16 protein-coding genes and 1 tRNA gene are annotated in these 18,633 nt (G+C 60.4%); 2 read left to right on the top strand and 15 right to left on the bottom strand.

Annotated features, from left to right (window positions below):
* Positions 1-410 precede the first annotated feature (410 nt).
* Positions 411-1,301, bottom strand: coding sequence for a glycosyltransferase family 2 protein (locus tag BN3659_RS00780; protein WP_091533778.1), 891 nt, complete (start codon positions 1,299-1,301; stop codon positions 411-413).
* A gap of 127 nt (positions 1,302-1,428) precedes the next feature.
* Between BN3659_RS00780 and BN3659_RS00775 the strand changes: the two genes are divergently transcribed.
* Positions 1,429-3,483 (top strand): protein-disulfide reductase DsbD family protein, encoded by a 2,055-nt coding sequence (locus tag BN3659_RS00775; RefSeq protein ID WP_091533777.1) that lies wholly within the window; start codon positions 1,429-1,431, stop codon positions 3,481-3,483.
* Between the two features lie 471 nt (positions 3,484-3,954).
* Here BN3659_RS00775 and BN3659_RS13020 read toward each other — a convergent pair whose 3' ends face one another.
* Positions 3,955-4,125, bottom strand: coding sequence for a hypothetical protein (locus tag BN3659_RS13020; RefSeq protein ID WP_171847667.1), 171 nt, complete (start codon positions 4,123-4,125; stop codon positions 3,955-3,957).
* A gap of 304 nt (positions 4,126-4,429) precedes the next feature.
* Complete coding sequence (locus BN3659_RS00770) at positions 4,430-5,746, bottom strand: fimbrillin family protein (RefSeq protein WP_091533775.1); 1,317 nt, start codon at positions 5,744-5,746, stop codon at positions 4,430-4,432.
* A gap of 63 nt (positions 5,747-5,809) precedes the next feature.
* Here BN3659_RS00770 and BN3659_RS13015 point away from each other — a divergent pair, with 63 nt between their 5' ends.
* Entirely contained in the window at positions 5,810-5,947 is a 138-nt protein-coding gene (locus BN3659_RS13015; protein ID WP_171847666.1) for a hypothetical protein, read from the top strand.
* 55 nt (positions 5,948-6,002) lie between these two features.
* Here the strand turns inward: BN3659_RS13015 and BN3659_RS00765 are convergent, their stop codons facing one another.
* The 12 genes from BN3659_RS00765 to BN3659_RS00705 all read right to left on the bottom strand — a co-directional run bounded on the left by BN3659_RS00765 (position 6,003) and on the right by BN3659_RS00705 (position 18,556).
* The gene (locus BN3659_RS00765) at positions 6,003-8,555 is read right to left on the bottom strand and encodes a BACON domain-containing protein (protein WP_141682439.1); all 2,553 of its coding nucleotides are present in this window, start codon (positions 8,553-8,555) and stop codon (positions 6,003-6,005) included.
* 765 nt (positions 8,556-9,320) lie between these two features.
* Positions 9,321-9,396, bottom strand: a tRNA-Met gene (locus BN3659_RS00755).
* 139 nt (positions 9,397-9,535) lie between these two features.
* Positions 9,536-11,317, bottom strand: a complete 1,782-nt coding sequence (locus tag BN3659_RS00750; RefSeq protein WP_091533771.1) for a (Fe-S)-binding protein — start codon at positions 11,315-11,317, stop codon at positions 9,536-9,538.
* Between the two features lie 2 nt (positions 11,318-11,319).
* Positions 11,320-11,655, bottom strand: coding sequence for a 4Fe-4S dicluster domain-containing protein (locus BN3659_RS00745; protein WP_091533831.1), 336 nt, complete (start codon positions 11,653-11,655; stop codon positions 11,320-11,322).
* A gap of 5 nt (positions 11,656-11,660) precedes the next feature.
* Entirely contained in the window at positions 11,661-12,668 is a 1,008-nt protein-coding gene (locus BN3659_RS00740; RefSeq protein ID WP_171847665.1) for an FAD-binding protein, read from the bottom strand.
* Positions 12,665-13,750, bottom strand: a complete 1,086-nt coding sequence (locus tag BN3659_RS00735) for a heterodisulfide reductase-related iron-sulfur binding cluster (RefSeq protein ID WP_091533770.1) — start codon at positions 13,748-13,750, stop codon at positions 12,665-12,667. Before BN3659_RS00735 ends, BN3659_RS00740 begins: the two co-directional genes overlap by 4 nt.
* 6 nt (positions 13,751-13,756) lie before the next feature.
* Positions 13,757-14,452 carry a 4Fe-4S dicluster domain-containing protein gene (locus BN3659_RS00730; protein ID WP_091533768.1) on the bottom strand — a complete coding sequence of 232 codons (696 nt, stop codon included), beginning with the start codon at positions 14,450-14,452 and terminating at the stop codon, positions 13,757-13,759.
* A 92-nt stretch (positions 14,453-14,544) separates the two neighbouring features.
* The gene (locus BN3659_RS00725) at positions 14,545-15,027 is read right to left on the bottom strand and encodes a dihydrofolate reductase (RefSeq protein ID WP_091533767.1); all 483 of its coding nucleotides are present in this window, start codon (positions 15,025-15,027) and stop codon (positions 14,545-14,547) included.
* Between the two features lie 2 nt (positions 15,028-15,029).
* On the bottom strand, positions 15,030-15,929 hold the full coding sequence (thyA, locus tag BN3659_RS00720; protein ID WP_091533766.1) for a thymidylate synthase: 900 nt from the start codon (positions 15,927-15,929) through the stop codon (positions 15,030-15,032).
* A gap of 4 nt (positions 15,930-15,933) precedes the next feature.
* On the bottom strand, positions 15,934-16,668 hold the full coding sequence (locus BN3659_RS00715) for a UDP-2,3-diacylglucosamine diphosphatase (RefSeq protein ID WP_091533764.1): 735 nt from the start codon (positions 16,666-16,668) through the stop codon (positions 15,934-15,936).
* The gene (locus BN3659_RS00710; protein ID WP_091533763.1) at positions 16,665-17,813 is read right to left on the bottom strand and encodes a TlpA disulfide reductase family protein; all 1,149 of its coding nucleotides are present in this window, start codon (positions 17,811-17,813) and stop codon (positions 16,665-16,667) included. The genes BN3659_RS00715 and BN3659_RS00710 overlap by 4 nt, the downstream gene beginning before the upstream one ends.
* A 56-nt stretch (positions 17,814-17,869) precedes the next feature.
* A complete protein-coding gene (locus BN3659_RS00705; protein ID WP_091533761.1) occupies positions 17,870-18,556 on the bottom strand; it encodes a DUF4290 domain-containing protein in 687 nt (228 codons plus the stop codon).
* Between the last annotated feature and the right edge of the window lie 77 nt (positions 18,557-18,633).

The following is an 18,633-nucleotide window of genomic DNA, read 5'->3' as shown; positions in this document are numbered from 1 at the left end:
CCGGACCGCCGGAGGCATGCAAACGGTCCGACAGACGGGGCGGATAACGGCGGACCGGCCCCTCCGACAGCGGAGCCGAATATCGGAGGGCGCAAGGGCAGGCGAACGACGGAACCGACCTCCCGGGCAAAAGAGAGGACCGCTGACGATCAACAGGTGTCGCAGACCGCCGGACCGAACAGCACGCTCGGTAAACGGACGCGCAGGCCGTCGGCAGCCGGCCCCGAACCGCAGCCCGTCAAGCAACGTACAGGCAGCCGAACATTCCGCCGTCGGACACGGCGCACCGCGCGGCACCGGCCGAAAAGCCGGCTACGGACCCGATCCCATGTCCTCCGGCATTTCGGGACCGGCAGACCGGCGACGAACCCCCGCACGCGACTCGTTTCGGACTTCCCATGCGAAAGGGCTTATCCTCGGACAAGCCCTTTCGTAATTTCGGTCCGCATCCGCACCAGCCGCCGCGAACGGCAGGGGCGCAGCGTCAGCGCCAGCAGCAGCGTAGCGCACCACTTCGCCCCTTCGGCCAGCAGCGCACGCCCGTAGCGGCGATCCTGCACGGCCCGAAGACGCTGGCTGACACCTATATTATAACACAGGCGGGAGAAATACTCCGCCGTCAGTTTTTCGGGGGGTATGATATGCCACATCACTGCACCGGGTACATACCAGCATGTTTCGCCGCCGCGGGCGAGCCGTGCGAACAGATCGCTCTCCTCGCCGCCGATCAGCCGGCCGCCCACGCGCCCGAATGCGGGATCGAACGCCCCGTACTTCTCGACAGCCGCACGGCGCAATGCCATGTTGCCTCCGCCCGGAATACGTCCCGCAGGAAACACGCGCTCGCAGGCTCCGAGGTCGATCGGATTGGCAATGGGCCGCTCCGTGTACCGGGACATCCATGCGGGCCGGCCCGAAGGGTATTCCGGAATGATCCGCCCGCCGGCCGAAGCGGCTTCCGGATGGCGGTCGAAAAAACGGATATAGGCCGAGACGAATCCGGCGTTGATGCGCTCGTCGTCGTCGATGATAGCGATATAAGGACCCGAAGTCTCGGCGATGCCGCGGTTGCGGGCGTGGGAAAGGCCCTGCCGCGTCTCGCGGACCATGCGCAGATGCAGTGCCGGATAACGGGCCGCGAACTCCGCGAAACGCGCTTCGGTGTCGTCCTGAGAATTGTTGTTCACCACCACGCACTCCCACTCCGAGGGGGAAGCATCCTGCCGCACGACCGATTCGAGCGCCGCCAGCAGCGGCACCGAACGGTTGTACGTGGCGATGACGAGCGAAAGTCGAATCATTGCGTAAAAGTAACGAATATTCTCCGAACGGGCAATCCGCAGCACAAATTATCGGCGAAAAACATTTGCGGAGCAGCAAAAATTCTTATCTTTGCACCAATAACGAATCAAACCGAAAAACTTGAAAATGTCTAAAACCTTACGCTTTCTGCTGCTGCCTGCCCTCCTGCTGTGCGCTTTCGCTGCGACGCAGGCACAAAACGTATCGTGGAAAAACAAGGTCGAAGAGCTCGGCGACGGCAAGTACCGCATCGTGCTGACCGCCCAGATTCCCGAACGCTTCCACATGTACGACATGGGGCCCTACGACGCAATGGGGCCCAACGCCACGATCATCGAGGCGACCCCCGTCTCGGGCGCGCAACTGGCCGGCGCTCCGCAGGCCATCACGGCGCCCCATCGCTACTACGACGACATCTACGAACTGGAGATCGGCACCTACGAAGGTACGGCCGAGTTCGCACAGGACATCCTGCTCACCGAGCCGGAAGCCGAAGTGCGCATCTATCTCGAATGGATGATCTGCGACGACACGAGTTGTCTGCCCCTTTCGGATGACGAAATCACGGTCAAGATCACCGGCACCCCCGCCGCCGCAGACGCCGTGGCTGCCGCAGCAGCCACGACCCCGGCCGCAACGGACGCCCAATCCTCGTCCGACGCAGCGAGCGCCTCCGCGCCGGTGCAGAAAGACGCCGCAGGCGGCGGATCGCTCTGGAGCCTGATTATCGAGGCGATCCTCTGGGGCTTCGCCATGCTGCTGACGCCCTGCGTATTCCCGATGGTGCCGATGACCGTGTCGTTCTTCATGAAAGGCTCGGGCAGCCCCGCACGCGGCCGCTTCAACGCCTTCATGTACGGCCTGTTCATCGTCGTCCTCTACACGCTGCCCATCGCGGCTATCATCCTCATCACGCGCTTCGTGGGCGGCGACGCCGTAACGGCCGACATCTTCAACTGGCTGGCTACGCACTGGCTGCCGAACGTGATCTTCTTCCTCGTCTTCATGATCTTCGCCGCATCGTTCTTCGGAGCCTTCGAGATCACGCTCCCGAGCTGGATGGTCAACAAGAGCGACAGCAAAGCCGACAACAAGAGCCTCGGCGGCATCTTCTTCCTCGCGCTGACGCTCGTACTCGTCTCGTTCTCCTGCACGGGTCCCATCGTGGGATCGGTGCTCATCAAGTCGACCTCCGGCGGCGAATTCTGGTCGCCGATCATCACGATGTTCGCCTTCTCCGTAGCGTTCGCACTGCCGTTCACGATCTTCGCGTTCTTCCCCTCGATGCTCAAGAACCTGCCCAAGAGCGGCGGCTGGCTCAACTCGGTGAAGGTCGTCCTCGGCTTCATCGAAGTCGCGCTCGGTCTGAAATTCCTCAGCGTGGCCGACCAGACCTACCACTGGGGCATCCTCGACCGCGAGATCTACCTCGCCATCTGGATCGTCGTCTTCACGCTGATGGGTCTCTACCTGCTGGGCAAGATCAAGTTCGCCCACGACAGCGACATGCCCTATCTCGGCGTCGGCCGCCTGCTGCTGGCGATCATCACCCTCTCGTTCGTGGTCTATCTGATCCCGGGCATGTGGGGCGCTCCCCTCAAGGGACTTTCGGGCTACCTGCCCCCGCTGACCTCGCAGGATTTCGTGATCGGACAGAATAGCGGCACGGCGAGCGGTCCGGCTGCGGAGAAGCTCCTCACGGTGGATGGCAAAACGCCCCGTTACAGCGACTTCCTCCATCTGCCCCACAACCTTCAGGGATTCTTCGATCTGAAAGAGGCCGAGGCATATGCCGCCAAGGCGGGCAAACCGATCTTCATCGACTTCACGGGCCACGGCTGCGTCAACTGCCGCGAGATGGAGGCCCGGGTATGGTCCGATCCGCAGGTGCTCTCGATCCTGAAAAACGACTACGTGGTGCTGGCGCTCTATGCCGACGACAAGACCGTACTGCCCGAAGAGGAGTGGGTAACGACCGAGTCGGGCAAGGTGCTCAAGAGTCTGGGCAAGATCAATTCGCACTACGCGCTGACGACCTACGGCGTGAATGCACAACCCTACTACGTCCTGCAAGGGCGCGACGGCAAGATTCTGGTCGAACCGCGCGGCTACGATCTGAGCATCGAAAATTTCGTGAATTACCTCAACAGCGGATTGGAAGCCTATCGGAATCAGAAATAAACGGTCCGCCTGTAATACCACACGATCGAACAGCCCTGCTTTCCGGCAGGGCTGTTCGCATTCACTCCGACACGCCACATGAAAGCAAGACCGGATGCTTGCCTTTTTTCGGTCGATCTATTTTTGCAAACGCTGCCGAAATCCCCCCCCCTCTCTATTCCGTCCGTACCCTGCAAACCCGACAGAAAAAAGAGGCTTCCATGACGGTTAACGAATCGTTTCGTCAAGCCGGGAGCAGAGCCGAACCCGGCCGGGCGGCCGGAACGGAAAACGGCCGAAACGGAAAACGGCCGAAAGAAACTCAACGACGCAAGAACCCGGCGCCTCCGTCGTCGATCGCTGAGAACGGGGGCGCCGGATATTTCATTCGGCGCATCACGCGCAGAGGTTCCGGTTCGGATTGCGAGCTGCGGACTGCACATTCAGAAACGGGACACCCGCCCCGTCTCGTGCAGCGCACGGCGGCAACGCTCACCGTTTCGGTTCGGTCTTGGATGCAGCGAAAGCATCCTCCACCTCTTTCTCCTTGTTCCTGCGGTCTTTGTCGGTATACCCTTCCACTTCGTTCACGAGCTCGTGTACGTTCTCCTCGAACTTCCGTTCGCAAGGGTCGCACTTGGCATTCTCTTGTTCCTTATTCATGGTTGCAGATGATTATTGGTTCGCAGGACGACCCGCAAAACGAATGCCAATCCGCACCTCCGAACCCGAAGCCCCAATCCGTCCGGAGCAACGATCCGATCGTGTCCGCGGCTTCGGCCGCAGGGGAAGAGAGGCTGTCCCACAAGTTGTTCCACCCCGCCGGGAATTGCCTGTTCGGAAAAACTCCCGCACGGCAGCACCCATAGAAAAGGGGCCGTCCAAGACTTGTCAGACAGCCCCCTTTTCATCATCATCCCAACCGGACGTCCCGACCGCACGAACCGCCGGCCGGTCGCCCTGCGGATCAGGCTTCGGGCCAAATCGAAAGTACGCGGCATTCGCCTCTCATAGCCCCCATCCGGTGCGTACGGAACACCTTCTGCGTGCCGTCCGCATATTCCACCGCGACAGCCACTCCCGATGTAACTACCGCAGGCCCGCCTTCACGTACCAGAATTTCGACGATGCCGCTCTCGGTCATCGGCGTACCTTTGGTCTTGACCAGTTCCAGCAGTTCGCTGTCTTTCGCAGAAGACACATAGTTCTGCAGCTCGCTCCATTCACCGCAATAGACCCAATACTTGACCACCTTATCGTCCGTCAGCGTAACCTGATAACCGAACAGGTCGTCCGCACCCAGAATCGTACCGTACTGATGTCCCTCACCTTCGTACCTGTTTCCGTAGTGGAGGACATCGGTGGTGAACGGCACACTCACCAGTTTCTCGGTGCGCGTGTCGGCTTTCGCCAGATCGATCGAGAACGACTTCACCGAATTGGCCGTGAAAGCCGCCGTTGCGTCGTCGTCCGCCGCGAACGTATAGTCCGCAAGATCGGTCGCCACCCGTACGTTCATCCCTTCCATCTTGAGTGCGGGCAACACCATGTAGACACGTGTCGCCGCGGCTTTCGAAGCACCGACCGGCGTCTCATCGCCCAACTCGGTCGACATCGTTCCGCCGTCGAGCGTCTCCGTACGGAGCGTCTTCGTCGGGTCCTTGTAGGAAACCGAATAATCGCCCGCGATACCGGTCCACGAATCGAACGTTACGGAGAGCACCTTCTCGACGCGGAGCCCGGCATCCGACGACCAGATCTCGAAGCAGGCCATCGACATCCGGGGCTTGAAGCGCAACACTCCCATGCCTCCTTCGGCCGGAATTTCGATCGGCTGAGCCACCATCGGCATCACCGAGCCGTCGGGCACACCGACGGTCGCCTGCGACTGCACGTCCGGCAGTGTCAGCGTAACGCTACCGTCCGCCCCCAGTTCGGCCTGCTCCGAATAAGGATAATAAGCATACACCTTGTCTCCGGCTGCCGCGGCATTCACCCGTGCCTCGAAACGGACCTTGCCGTCCACCTCGCGGAACACCGCAGGCACGTTCTGCGTCGGGCGCTGCGCGTTCTCCACGAACAGACCGATGCGGTCGCCCTCGCTCCACGTCCACGCGCCGTCTACGATCGCCGTGCGCGACACCGCCGCGTCGTCCGCCGCCACCTCGGCCGCCAACACCAGTCGCACTCCGCCGTCGGTTCCGGCGGGCGCCTCATCGTTCGAACACCCCGTCCACAGCGCCGCTGCGGCCATCAGGGGCCATGCCAATAAACGCTTGTTCATAGTCGCAAATGCTATCAAAAGATGAATATGTCCGAACTGTCCTCCTCAAAAAAAGGATCTTCGATGAAAGAATCGGATCCCCACAATTCCGAAGCGGCGAATCCGCTTTCGACGACCACCTCGGCCGTTTCGACCGAAGGCGCAACATACGCCGGCCGCATATCGTTTGTCATGTGCATATTTGTCAATCTGGAAATTTGATTTGTGAAAAAAGGAGGAAACCGGAACGGTTCCGGTCTCCTCCGCAATGGAACAATCAGTTGCCTGCCTGAACGATCGTCAGCGTACCCAGAGGCATACCGGCCTTCGAGCATACACGCAGGACCGCACTACGCTCCACCCCCGTGGTGTTGGATTGAACGACGATTTGATGGCTATCGGCCTCCAAAGGATCCATCAATCCGGCAAAACTGTCCGAAGTAGTGATCCAATCGACATCGGACTTGAACGTTACGGAGCTGTAAGTCTGTGTCTTGAGCGGAATCTTGATTTCCACCGTCTGACCGGGAACGTTCGGGTCTTCGGCTTCGCCCGTGGTGTAGGACCCGGGCTCCATCTCCAGACTCTCCTTATTGCCGTTCTCCACGCCTGCAGCGTTAAGATTGATTGTCGCGCCGCCGGCATAGGACGTGCTTAATTTCAGCTCCCACGCGGTGTAGAATTCGTAAGAGTAAAGATACTCGCTGTTGTCGTTCCACTTGTCCACCGTGCCGATCGACGTGCCGGTGTGGCTCAACTCTCCGACCTGATTACCTTCGATGTAGATACCGTTGATGGCATTGGCCGAAGGCACCGAGATAACAAACGATGCGGAGATATTGCCCGACATGTCGAGCAAATCCTTAGACAGTGTGAGCGCGTTTTCTATCGGCGACACGCGGAAAACGATCTCGATCGTGTTCTGATCGCTTCCATTCCGGTATTTCACCTCGATGCCGGTGTCCGCACCAGAACCATCCTTCAACATCTGGTACTCGTCCTTGAACTCCGTACCGCGCAGATAGAGCCCCTCCTGCTGATTCGGGTTGTTCGCATTGACCTTGATCGTCATCGTATATTCTTTCGAACCCTCCGCAACCGGCTCGGTGAACACGGCCGTTACCGAATTATGCATCCAGCCGCCGCTCTCTACCGCAGGATCGAGCGAGACGGCCAGTCCTTCGGAACCGCTCACGCTTTCGTAAGCGAATCCGTATTGATCGGTACGACCCACCTGCTTGAAGTCGATGTAGCCCAGCACCGTCTCGCCGTCGAGCGACACGAGCGTCAAGCGGCCGGAACGGGCTTTGTCGCCTTTCCAGTTGGGGTCGGACAACATCAGATCGTCGAAGTGCGCCAGCTCCTCGTCGTAGTAATGCGAAGGCTTGAGCCACAGGGCATACTGGCCGTCAGCGATCTGTCCGCCGCTCTGGAGCAGGATCGTGGAGTTGGTCTGCGACTCCTCGCTTTCGAGGATCTGGAAATTCGTCCAGCCGTAGTTGTTCACGGTGGTGCTGCCCAGCAACTCGGTGTCCTTCCACTTCACGCCTGCGACCGCATCGGTTACGGTTACGTTGACATCCACATTCTCCAAGTCGATGCTGTTGTAGGTGATCGTCCACAGAGGTTTCCCCTCCACCGTCTCATCGCTCTTCTCGATTCGGGCATACGGATAAGTGCACGAGATTTCGATCTCCTTGATGGCGTTCTCGCCGGCTTCCTGAGACTGGAACTTCAGCGGCGGCATACGCAGAATATCGCCCGGAGTGAGTGCTGCGCACGGCGTATAGAAGAATTCCGTCTTCTGCTCCTCCGACATGATGTTCTTGGGCGACATGGTCATTTTCCGCCCCTGCGTGTCCGACATCACCACGTTGAAGCCGTCGTTGTAGGCGGCGCAGTTCACCACCAGAAAAACCTTCGTGGGATTCTGCACGTCGGTCGACAACACGATCGGCCCCTTCAGCGTAATGAAGTTTTCTTTGGCCTGCGAAGTATTGAGCACGGGCTGGAACGTAAAGTCCTCGTCCCGCAGCAGGAAATCCGCCGATGCATCGTCGTACTTGTCCCACAACTCCTGCTTGCCGCCCCACCAGACTTTGCCGGCCACGCCCGTTTTGTTCTGGAAATAGCTCTGGCTGGTGCCTATATCGATCGGCGAAGCGTTGAAAACGATCTCGGAAAGGGTGGTCTCCGTGTCGGCGTAGAGCTGGAGGCATACGACCGAAGCCATCGGACGGAAGATGATGTTCTCGGTCGGCTCCCCCTCGGAAGTCTCGTCCTTCCACAATGCGAGCATCGGCATGGCTTGGGGATCGAACGAATCCTCGGTGTAGTGTTGTTCCGCGGGGATCGTGCCGCCGAGATAGACGAATGCGCTCCCAGTATCGTTATCGGACTGATAGAAAGCCGTCGAGGCGGGATAGATGGCCGCATACCAGTCGGAGACGATATTCTCGTTCCAATTGCCCGACCCCAAGAAGGTCTCGCAACCCGAGAAAGTTACGTAGCCCGGCGCCTCGTTGCCCGTAAAGACGCCTTCGCGGCCGCCGCCCGAACTGAGCGTATACTCGGTCGTCAAAGGCTGGGCATCGTACGTAAGACCGGTAATGACTTTGATTTTGTCGCCCTCTTTCCAGAAAGCATAGGTTTTGCCGTCCTCCGCCTCATCCAGATAGGCGCGCGTGGCGGAACCTTCGGCGATGGTGGCCGTCAGGGCATAGCGTCCGGGCTGAACGCCGGAGAGATTGTCGAGCTCCTCGGCGTCTTTTTCGCACGAGGTAAAGGCCGTCATCGCGGCGGCACACAAAAGGTAGAAGAATCTTTTCATAATCGTACGCATGCTTTGCTGAAACAATTATTCCCAAGTTCCTTCTACCCAATCCATGGAGGTCGAAGATCCGTTCGGCATATCCGAAGCGGCGAAACCGGACTCGACGCGCACGTCGAGAAGTTCGAGCGTGGGAGCTATGTAATTCCCCCCCCCTCGTGAACAGATTGTTTTGAAAAATCTTTCATAAAGGTTAATGTTTAAGGTTTTTAATTAGAGGAAAAAATTCCGTCAACACAAATATACGAAATTTTTCTCGAAATAAGCGCTCATTTAAGATAATTTATTCAAAATGAATCAAGATTCGGCTCCCGGAATCAAATAACGACAGGACGAATGCACGATCGCGTCCCTCGCACCCGTCCCTCTATCCGCAGCGACCGTCACGTCCCGCGAGAAAAAGCAGAGATTATTATAATGGCGGCACCCAAGTCGCAGCACGAACTCCGCGGCCGGCACGAAACGCGAAAAAACGGCCGCCCCTCCCGCTGCGCCCGGCGCATCTGCGGCATTGCGGTCTATCCGGATAAGACGCCCGGCGCAACATTCGGCGCAGGAGCCCGCGACAACGGCCGGACGGAGGCCGACGTTTCGTCAATCCGGAGGCAGCGCCGGCCCCCCCCCGCCGAACTCTGCCGCGGCGGAAAACGACAGCCCGAGGGCGCATCTCCGCAGATAGCGAAGCACCCGCACCGTTCCGCACCGACCGGCCGCAGAGATCCGGGCAGACAAAAAAAGCGGACAACTCCGTAGAATTGTCCGCTTTGGTAGCGGGAGGAGGACTCGAACCTCCGACCTCCGGGTTATGAGCCCGACGAGCTGCCAACTGCTCTATCCCGCGCTATATCGCTGTAACGAATACTTCCGTGTTAACGGGTACAAAGATAATGCAAAAATCCGGTTTTGCAAAATTCCCGGGACAAATATTCCGGTACCGAAGCCCGACATCATTGTACGACAATCACTTACCCAGCGAAAATTTATTCGAGACTCCCGGCCACCACCTCCGCAAGGTCGCACACCTCGGTCCGGGTTCCCCGAGCGATCGCCTTTTTGCAGAGCGGACAGGCCGTAACGATCGTACCGGCCCCCGTGGCATCCAGCTCCTCCGCCACCGATCGTGCGATCCGCACCTGCTGGCCGTCGGAAATGGCCGTATTGGCCACCGACGAACCGCAGCAGAGCGCGTTTTCGCGCGTCTCGGCCGGTTCGAGCAGTTCGCCGACCGCTTCGATCACCGCACGCGGCTCGTCGTAGATGCCGCTTCCGCGGCCCAGCTCGCAGGGATCGTGGTAGACGTAGCGCCCCGCGCCGCGCCGCGGATGCAGCCGCCCCGCACGCATCAGCCGCAGGATGTATTCCGAGTGGTGCAGCACTTCGATTCCGTCGAGCCCGTACTCCTCGCGGAAGACGCGCAGGCAGATCGGACAGGAGGTTACGAGCGTCGTGATGCCATGCTTGCGGAAGAGTTCCGTGTTGTACTTCATCATCTTTTGGGCCGAATCGGTCTCGCCCGAGAGCTTCAGCGGGCGGCCGCAGCAGACGCCGCCCTCCCGGTCGGCCCACCAGACCTCCTCGCCCGAGGCCCTGAAGATACGCTCCATCGCCAGCAGGATACGGGGCGTGAGCAGCGTCATGCAGCCGGCGAAGTATCCCACCTTGCCGCTGCCCGACGAGCGGTCGAGTCCGCGGAAATAGTCGTAGCGTTTTTCGTCGGGCACGTTGCGCATCGTATCGCGCGCATTGAGCCGCAGGGTGTTGAGGTCGATGCCTACCGGACACTTCTCGGCACAGCGGCCGCACATCAGGCAGTTGTCGGCCGTCCGGAGCCGGAGCATCCCGTAACGGCGGTCGCGCAGGAAATAGACCGACTGCACGTCGTCGATCCCCAGCACGCTCTGGAGCTGACAAGGGTCGATGCAGATCCCGCAGCGCGAACAGGCTTCGGTCTGGAAACGGTCGTAGGAACTCTCCTTCTCGCCCGAGCGGAGTTTGTAGCGGCGCAGGAAGATGAGCGGGATCTCCGTGAAGATGTGCATGTAGCGCGAGAAGGGCAGCGCGACGAAAAATACGCCGAGACACGAGGAATAGAACCACCACGCGACGCTTTCGAGCCGGATCAGCGTCCCGACATCCGCATGAGCCGCAAGCCAGCCGCCGAGACCGCCCGTGAGGAATCCCCCGCCGCCGTACAGAGCGCACGAGAGGCTTTCGGCCGCGAGGCGCGCCGGGAATACGAACCACAGCACCGAAAGGGCGATTCGGTCGCCGAACACGTGCCGGGTCGTGCGGCGCATTCCCATCGCCCGTGCATAGAAACGTTTGCCCCATGCCAGCACCACGCCCGAGAGGACGAAGAGCAGCAGCAGGTCCATCAGGAAATCGAACACCGGTTTGTGTTCCAACCCCGTGGCGAAATACTTGAAAAAGACGTGGCCCTGCAACGGCACATAGCGGAAGCCGAGGTAGGCGACCGTCTCGGCCCACCCCACGGCGATCAGCAGGAACCAGCCGAATGCGAGGCTCATGTGCATGTAGCCTAACAGAGGATTCACCTTGAAGATGCGGCGGTGGAGCAGCGATTCGCGCACCGCCTCCCATCCGGCGGCGAGGGTCGCCGTCGTGGGCAGTCCGCGCAGGATGCGCATCTTGTCCGCACGCGGCAGCAGGTAGAGCCACCGCCCCCACTTCCAAGCGAGCACGGCGAACATCACCGCGGCGCCGATCATGAACGGCAGACAGAAAGGAGCGTAAAAACCCATGGTCAGAAGTCCCCCAATTTACGTTTGATGAGCATCACCACTCCGCGCGTATTGATTCCGCGCGGGCAGACGAGCCGGCACTTGCCGCAGAGCATGCATTTGTTCATCTCCTCGTAAGCGCCCGCATACTCTCCGCGCCGCACGAGCGTATGGACCTTTCGGAAGTTGAACTGCGTGAGGTTGCCCGCCGTGCAGACCGCCGTGCAGGCGCCGCAGCCGATGCAGGTCTGCAACTCGGGCATCTCGCGCAGAATTTCGTCGCTCTTGCGCAGGTTGTTGTGGTCGATGTCGATCGCCCGAGGCTTGCTGATGGAATATCCGAAGTTAACGGCAGCCATGCGGTTCATACTTTTTTCAGGTAGTTCAGCACCTCGGCCGCCGCTGCCGCGCCTTCGTTGAGCGTCTCGCCGATATTCTTGGGAGCCGTAACGGTTCCGGCATAGAAAATCCCCTCGACACCGCTTCGCACATTGCCCAAAAACAGGTCGTGGGGCGCCATGAAACCGCTCTCGGCACGACGCAATCCCGCGGCTTCATAGGCCGGATTCGTGTCGCCCGCCCGCATGCCGACCAGCAGCACGAGCATGTCGACGCTCATCCTCAGCGGACGCCCCGTCAGCGTATCTTCGGCCTTGATCTGCACGCGGCCGTCGATCGTCGGCGCCGCCTCCGAGATGCGGCCCCGCACGAAGTGAATGTTGTATTTCTGCTGCGCCTCGCGGTACATCTCCTCGTACCCGGGGCCGAACATGCGGATGTCCATGTAGAAGTTGAAGACGTCGGCTTCGGGAAAAAGCTCCTTCATCTCCATCGCCTGCTTCACGCCCGTGATGCAGCAGACGCGCGAGCAGTGCTGCTGGCACACCTTCTCGTCGCGCGAACCGACGCAGTGCAGGAATGCGATCCGGCGCGGACGCGTTCCGTCGGTCCTCGCCACGCGCCCCTCGTCGAGCATCCGCTCGATGTCGACCGAGGTGAAGACGTTGTCGTAAATGCCGTACCCGTACTCCTCCTTGATGCGGGCGTCGAACAGCTCGAACCCCGAGCAGACCGCGACGGCGTCGCACTCCAGCCGGCGACCGTCCGCGAGCGTTACGCTGCGCGGGCTCAGAGCCGCGACCTCCGCGGAGGTCATCACCTCGATTCCGTGCTGCGCCACGCAACTCTTGAGCTCCGAGAGCACCTCCGAAGCGGGCGTAAAGGTCGGGAACAGCCTGTGCCAGCCGCGCAGCTTGCCGCCCAGCTCCGGTTCCTTCTCCACAATCACGGGTTGCACCCCCTCGTCGGCCAGACGGAGGGCGGTCTGCATGCCGGCGGCGCCGCCGCCGACGATAATCACTCGCTTCTTCACTGTTTGATGTCGTAAATCGTATCCGTCGGGCAGCAGTTGACCACTGCCGACGCGGGTTTGCCGATGAATTTTCCGTTGCGGCCGAGGTATTTGGCCGCGGGATCGTAAGCGATGCCCATCTTGTCGAGCAGCGGCTCCACGTCGACCTGATGCATCTGCATCCCCAGCGCCCACGGATCGTAGCCCAGCACCAGACCGGCCATCTCCTCGTAGGTCAGCACGGGTATGCCGTGGCCGTTTTCGCCGTAGGTCGTCCCCTCCATCTCGGCGATGGCATACTGCCATTTGTCGAGGAACATGGCGCAGCCCGGACAGTTGGCCACGATGAAGTCGGGTTTGTAGGGGGCCATGCTCTCCAGCTTCTTGTGCGAATTGGCGATCGAATAGCCGCGGTTGGCCTGCACGAGGTAGTTGCGGAATCCGAAACCGCAGCAATGCCGCCGCTCGGGATAGTCCACGCACTCGCCGCCCCACGCCTCGATCATGCCGGCCAGCACATAGGGGAACTCCGAGCCGCCGATACCCGACTTGGGGAAGATCTTGGCGTAGTGGCAGCCGATATGCTCCACCACGCGGAGCGGTTCGCCCGTCTGGGCATTGACGAGCCTGTATTTCGCTTTCGCGGCGATTTCGTTGCGGAAATGGAACATCACGTCCGACGTATGGGCCAGACTGGCCGGTTTGCGGAACTCGCGGCCCGTGGCCTTGTAAAGGTATTCGCGCGTGCGTTCCTCGGTCTCGGGAAATTCGTGCCACGTAGCCAGAATTTCGGTATAGATGCCGAACGAAGTGATGCACGACGAGATGAAATGCTCGTAGCCCGCCTCGGTCATCAGCGCGAACTGACGCGCCACGACGGTCATGATGGTCTCCAGCGGCACGATGTCCGAATGATAGCCGATGCCCGTGCACGACGAGTGCAGCGGATCGTCCAGCACGTCGCGTCCCAGATCGTCGCGGAGGATGTCGAGAAACGCCTTCTCGCTGCCCGGAAAGAAATTCTGGCGGATGCAGCTCCGCGCATAGTAGTATTTGTCGTCGGCGATCTGCTTCTGGTAGTCGCTCCAACTTCTGCGCTTCATAGGATTCTAATAATGCTCGTTGCTGTTCGTGGTGAAGGTCTCCATCATATAATCGTCTCCGGCCCCTTCGTATCCCATTTCGCGGGCTTTGCGGTCCGAATGACGCTCGATGGTCTCGAACATCTCGCTGCCGCCGCTCACGTCGAAGATGCGGTGCAGCTCCGCGAGGGAATCCTCGTCCAGCCGGCGCAGAGCCCCCGCGCCGTGCCGCATGTAGACCGGCGTGAACCGCCCGTAGATTTCGCGGTCGTGATCGAAGATCCACTGCCAGACGGGTCCCTGCTCGGGATGCAGACCGGGTTTCACGAGCCGCGGCACGATGCAGTAGCCCGTGCGCAGAATGTTTTCGCCGATGATCCGCTTGAGGGCAAGTTGCTGCCGGCCTTTCTCGCTCTCGACGAAGAAGCCCAACTTCTGCGAGAGCGTGCGGAGCGCCTGAATCACATACCCGGGCGTATTGCCCCTCGGGCAGCGCGGACGGCACGACATGCACTCGCCGCAGTACCAGATCACGTCGCTCTTCAACAGCTGTTCGATGGCCTCGTCGTCGCGCGTCTGCACGATGTTCACGATCTGACGGGGGTCGTAGTTGTAGAACTCCGCCGCGGGACAGACGCCCGTGCAGACGCCGCAGTTCATGCACGAGTTCAGTCCCTCGCGCATCCGCACGTCCTCCATCAGCATATCGAAATACTTTTCCATACCTTGTCCGACGGGCAGCGGAAAGTCGATCCGCCCCTTTGCCGTGAGGCAAAGTTACGGATTAACGCGCGGGCGTGCAGGAGTATAAATACCTATTTCCGCCGCTCGTAAAGTTCGAAGGAGAAGGGATAGGGGTAATTCGCACCGCTCGGGAACGACTCGCCGCGCACCAGTCGCCATGCCGCCTCGTCCCACTCGGGGAAACGGGCGTCGCCCTCGTAAACCCGCCCCACGCGCGTGAGATAGAGCCGGTCGGCCTCGGGCAGAGCCTCGGCATAGATCTGCGCGCCGCCGATGACGAAGAGCTCCTCGTCTTCGGGAAAGAGCGCCACGGCTTCGGCGAGCGAGTGCACCGTGCGGGCCCCTTCGAATGCGAGCGACTGCCGCGTTACGACGACGTTCGTCCGGTTGGGGAGCGGCCGTCCGAGCGACTCCCACGTCCTGCGGCCCATGACGACCGGATGACCCGAGGTTACGGACTTGAAATAGCGGAGGTCTTCGGAGATGTGCCAAATAAGGGCGTTCTTGTCGCCGATCACGCCGTTTTCGGCGACGGCTGCGATAATCGAAATCATAATCAGAAAGACATGGGAGCTTTGATCGCAGGCCACGGATCGTAGCCTGCGAGGGTGAAATCTTCGTACCGGAAGTCGAAGAGCGACTTCACGTCGGGGTTCAGCCGCATGCGGGGCAGCGGACGGGGCGCACGCGAGAGCTGTTCGGCGGCCTGCTCCAGATGGTTCAGATAGAGGTGTGCGTCGCCCAAGGTATGGATGAACTCGCCCGGACGCAAGCCGCAGACCTGCGCCGTCATCATCGTCAGCAGGGCATAGGAGGCGATGTTGAACGGCACGCCGAGGAACGTGTCGGCGCTGCGCTGGTAGAGCTGGCACGAAAGGCGCCCCTCGGCCGCATAGAACTGGAAGAGCACGTGGCACGGCGGCAGCGCCATCCGGTCCACGTCCGCGACGTTCCACGCCGAGACGAGGATGCGCCGCGAATCGGGATTGCGGCGGATCAGCTCCACGGCTTCGGCGATCTGGTCCTTCGCACCGCCGTCCGGCAGCGGCCAGCTCCGCCACTGACAGCCGTAGACGCGGTTCAGATCGCCGAAACGGTATCCCTCGATCGGCGAGGCCTCGTTCGCCTGCGCTGCCTGCAAAAAGGTCGCGCGGTCCACGGGACGCACCCCGTGCCGCACGCACAGTTCGTTATAATAGCGGAAAGCGTCGTTGTCCCAGATATGGACCCCGTTGTCGAGGAGGTATTTGATGCGGGTGTCGCCCGCCAGAAACCACAGCAATTCGTGGATCACTCCCTTCAGGAAGACCTTCTTGGTGGTGAGCAGCGGAAATCCCTCCTCCAGATCGAACCGCATCTGATGGCCGAAGACGCTCTTCGTGCCCGTTCCCGTGCGGTCGCCTTTCACGACCCCTTCGTCCATGATGCGGCGCAACAGATCGAGGTATTGTTTCATGTGCTTACAATTTTTCGAGCGAAATCGTCCCCGCCCCGTCCAGCACGGCATAGGCGGGATTCTTCTCCCAGCAGCCGAGATGCACCACACGCAGCCCGGGCTCGCTGTAATCGCGGGCGAAGTGCATGTGCCCGAATACGAAATAATCCACCTCGTGCCTTCGGGCATAGTCGCGCGCATAGTCGACGAGCGGCTCGGTGAGCGAGGCGCCGTAACCGCCCTCGGCATCGTGCTTCTTTCTCGACGAAGCGCTCCACCAACGGCCGAAGCGCACGGCCCAGTCGGGGTGCACGAGCCACGAGAAAAGCCAGCGCAGCGGACGCGAACGGAACACCGTATTCATGAAGCGCAGCACCGGCAGATGACCGATGTTCATGTTGTCGCCGTGGGCGACGAATACCTTTTTGCCGGCGAGGGTCATGAGCTGCGGCTCCGTGAAGACCTCGATGCCGCATTCGCGCGTGAAGTAATCGCGCACCCACATATCGTGGTTGCCCGTGAAAAACACGATCCGCACCCCCCTGTCCGCCAGATCGGCCAGCCGGCCCAGCACGCGCACGAACCCTTTGGGGACCACTTCGCGGTATTCGAACCAGAAGTCGAACACATCGCCCACCAGAAAGATCGCCTCCGCATCGCGGCCCGCGTCGTCGAGCCACGCCGCGAAACGGCGTTCGACTTCGCGGGCGCACTCTTCGCCGCCGCCTCCCAGATGGATATCGGACGCGAAATAGATCATTTCCGGCCGGTCAGTTCTTCGATCTTGCTTTCGAGGCTCTTGCCGTATATATCCCGCGCCACGATGTTGCCCCCGCGGTCGATCAGGAAATTGGTCGGAAGCTTCGAAATGTTGTAAAGACCCACGGCGGGCGAAGCCTGTCCGCGCAGATCGCTCACCGAGATCCACGGCAACGCCTGCTCCTGCACGGCGGTGATCCACGCCGGTTTCGACGTATCGATCGCTACCTGATAGACCTCGAACCCGCCGTCCGGACGGGCATATTTCCGGTATATCTCCTTCAATTCGGCATTCAGGGCGTTGCTGTTGCCCAGCGCCGCAGACCAAAAATCGAGCAGCACGACCTTGCCGAGCAGCGACGAGAGACGGACCTTCTTGCCGTACATGTCGGTCATCTCCAGATCGGGATAACCGGCCTCGGTGATCTGCGAAGTGAGCGTGATGCGGGCGTCCATACGGGCGATCTCGGCATTGAGCGCCGCCAGATAAGGCGACTGGGGATAACTCTTCTCGATCGCTTCGGCCACGGTGCGGTAGTAGACCACGTCGCTGTCGCCGTTGAAGAGGTACGTATCTCCGGGCAACCGCTGGTAAAGGGCATAGACGGCCGCCAAACGGTCTTTGTGTTCGATGATGAAACGCAGCTGCTCGCGGCGGATGCGGTAGTACTCCGTCGTGTACTCCTTGGCCACTCTCTTGCGCTCCTCGTCCGTAAGGTCGGGTTCAGCGTAGGATGCGACGATCTCGTCCAGCCGCCGGCCGCCGGCCACGTAATTCTGGTAGAACCGGCGGAGCAACTCCGACTCTTCGGAACCTTCGACCGTATAGTTGCGCACCACGCTGCCCACCGATCCGACCGTCAGCCGGTCGCCGCCGGCGATCAGCAGCGGAATACGCTCGCCGTTGAACACTATATTATATAAGGATGGCGTCGGCGGGACATCCTTCACGTCGAAACGGTAGTTGCCGTCCTTGTCCAGCACGACCGAATCGACGAAGGACTGCGTCAGCGTACCGACCTGTTCGAGATATACGGTTCGGGCGTCGTTCCCGACGAAGCGGCCCGCGATCCTCACACGCGACGACTGGCACGCACACAACACGGCGGCCGCCGCCACGGATACGAATAACGTCTGTTTGTTCATCTGTTCCCGCAGTTGGTTGTCATTACAAAGATACGATTTCTTTTCAGAACGCAAAATCACTTCTGCGAATTGTGGCGGGCCGCATTGTTTTTCGTGAAGACGCGCTGCGGGTGGCGATTGTTGTTTTTCTGCTGCCGCTGCTGCTGAGACCGCTGCGAACCTTTCTGGGGACGTGCCGTAAAGTGCTGTTTATAGTCGCTTCGGATATTATTGAGAGCAACTTCGTCGATCTCGATGGCTCCGCCGGACATCCGTTTTATGTCCTTTACGATGACTTCGTTGTTGGGGTGCTCCTGATTGTACTCGTAGCTTTTCGTACGCATGTAGCGGGCCAGATTGTCCACCGTGCGGGCCACGGCACGCGCGTCCTTCTCGCCGCCCAGACTGCGGAGCATCCGCCCCACGTACTTGCCGTAGTGCTTGTAGGCGATCCGCCCCTGCGAATAGCCGAGCTGCCGGGGGGCGACGGTCAGTTCCGAGCGCGTCGGACGCGGATAGGGCGAATCGACATCGAGCTCGAAATCAGACATGATGAAAAGGTGGTCCCAGAGCTTGTGGGTGAAATCGGCCGTATCGCGCAGCAGCGGGTTGAGATTGCCCATGACGGCGATCACGGCCCTCGCCTGCCGGTTGCGCTCCCTGCGGTCCTCGATCTTTTGCAGGGAATCGATCATTTCGTGGATATGCCGTCCGTATTCGGGCAGAAACAACTTGCGTCGCGTGTAATTGTAATTCTTTTCCATATTGCAATTTCGACCCCGTGCGCTGTTCGGAAATGCCCGCCGGATGTTCGGATCGGCCCGCAGCGATGGATCATTTA

This window comes from Alistipes sp. CHKCI003, from assembly GCF_900021155.1.
Lineage (GTDB): Bacteria > Bacteroidota > Bacteroidia > Bacteroidales > Rikenellaceae > Alistipes > Alistipes excrementavium.
This window is presented reverse-complemented; position numbering and strand designations above follow the sequence as displayed.

What these genes read in the sequence shown, in the direction of transcription:
- BN3659_RS00725 (WP_091533767.1), bottom strand. Translation starts at nt 15,027, where the DNA reads ATGATTTCGATTATCGCAGCCGTCGCCGAAAACGGCGTGATCGGCGAC.
- BN3659_RS00775 (WP_091533777.1), top strand. Translation starts at nt 1,429, where the DNA reads ATGTCTAAAACCTTACGCTTTCTGCTGCTGCCTGCCCTCCTGCTGTGC.
- BN3659_RS00715 (WP_091533764.1), bottom strand. Translation starts at nt 16,668, where the DNA reads ATGATCTATTTCGCGTCCGATATCCATCTGGGAGGCGGCGGCGAAGAG.
- BN3659_RS13020 (WP_171847667.1), bottom strand. Translation starts at nt 4,125, where the DNA reads ATGAATAAGGAACAAGAGAATGCCAAGTGCGACCCTTGCGAACGGAAG.
- thyA (WP_091533766.1), bottom strand. Translation starts at nt 15,929, where the DNA reads ATGAAACAATACCTCGATCTGTTGCGCCGCATCATGGACGAAGGGGTC.
- BN3659_RS00770 (WP_091533775.1), bottom strand. Translation starts at nt 5,746, where the DNA reads ATGAACAAGCGTTTATTGGCATGGCCCCTGATGGCCGCAGCGGCGCTG.
- BN3659_RS00705 (WP_091533761.1), bottom strand. Translation starts at nt 18,556, where the DNA reads ATGGAAAAGAATTACAATTACACGCGACGCAAGTTGTTTCTGCCCGAA.
- BN3659_RS00730 (WP_091533768.1), bottom strand. Translation starts at nt 14,452, where the DNA reads ATGGAAAAGTATTTCGATATGCTGATGGAGGACGTGCGGATGCGCGAG.
- BN3659_RS13015 (WP_171847666.1), top strand. Translation starts at nt 5,810, where the DNA reads ATGAAAGAATCGGATCCCCACAATTCCGAAGCGGCGAATCCGCTTTCG.
- BN3659_RS00765 (WP_141682439.1), bottom strand. Translation starts at nt 8,555, where the DNA reads ATGAAAAGATTCTTCTACCTTTTGTGTGCCGCCGCGATGACGGCCTTT.
- BN3659_RS00735 (WP_091533770.1), bottom strand. Translation starts at nt 13,750, where the DNA reads ATGAAGCGCAGAAGTTGGAGCGACTACCAGAAGCAGATCGCCGACGAC.
- BN3659_RS00745 (WP_091533831.1), bottom strand. Translation starts at nt 11,655, where the DNA reads ATGGCTGCCGTTAACTTCGGATATTCCATCAGCAAGCCTCGGGCGATC.
- BN3659_RS00710 (WP_091533763.1), bottom strand. Translation starts at nt 17,813, where the DNA reads ATGAACAAACAGACGTTATTCGTATCCGTGGCGGCGGCCGCCGTGTTG.
- BN3659_RS00780 (WP_091533778.1), bottom strand. Translation starts at nt 1,301, where the DNA reads ATGATTCGACTTTCGCTCGTCATCGCCACGTACAACCGTTCGGTGCCG.
- BN3659_RS00750 (WP_091533771.1), bottom strand. Translation starts at nt 11,317, where the DNA reads ATGGGTTTTTACGCTCCTTTCTGTCTGCCGTTCATGATCGGCGCCGCG.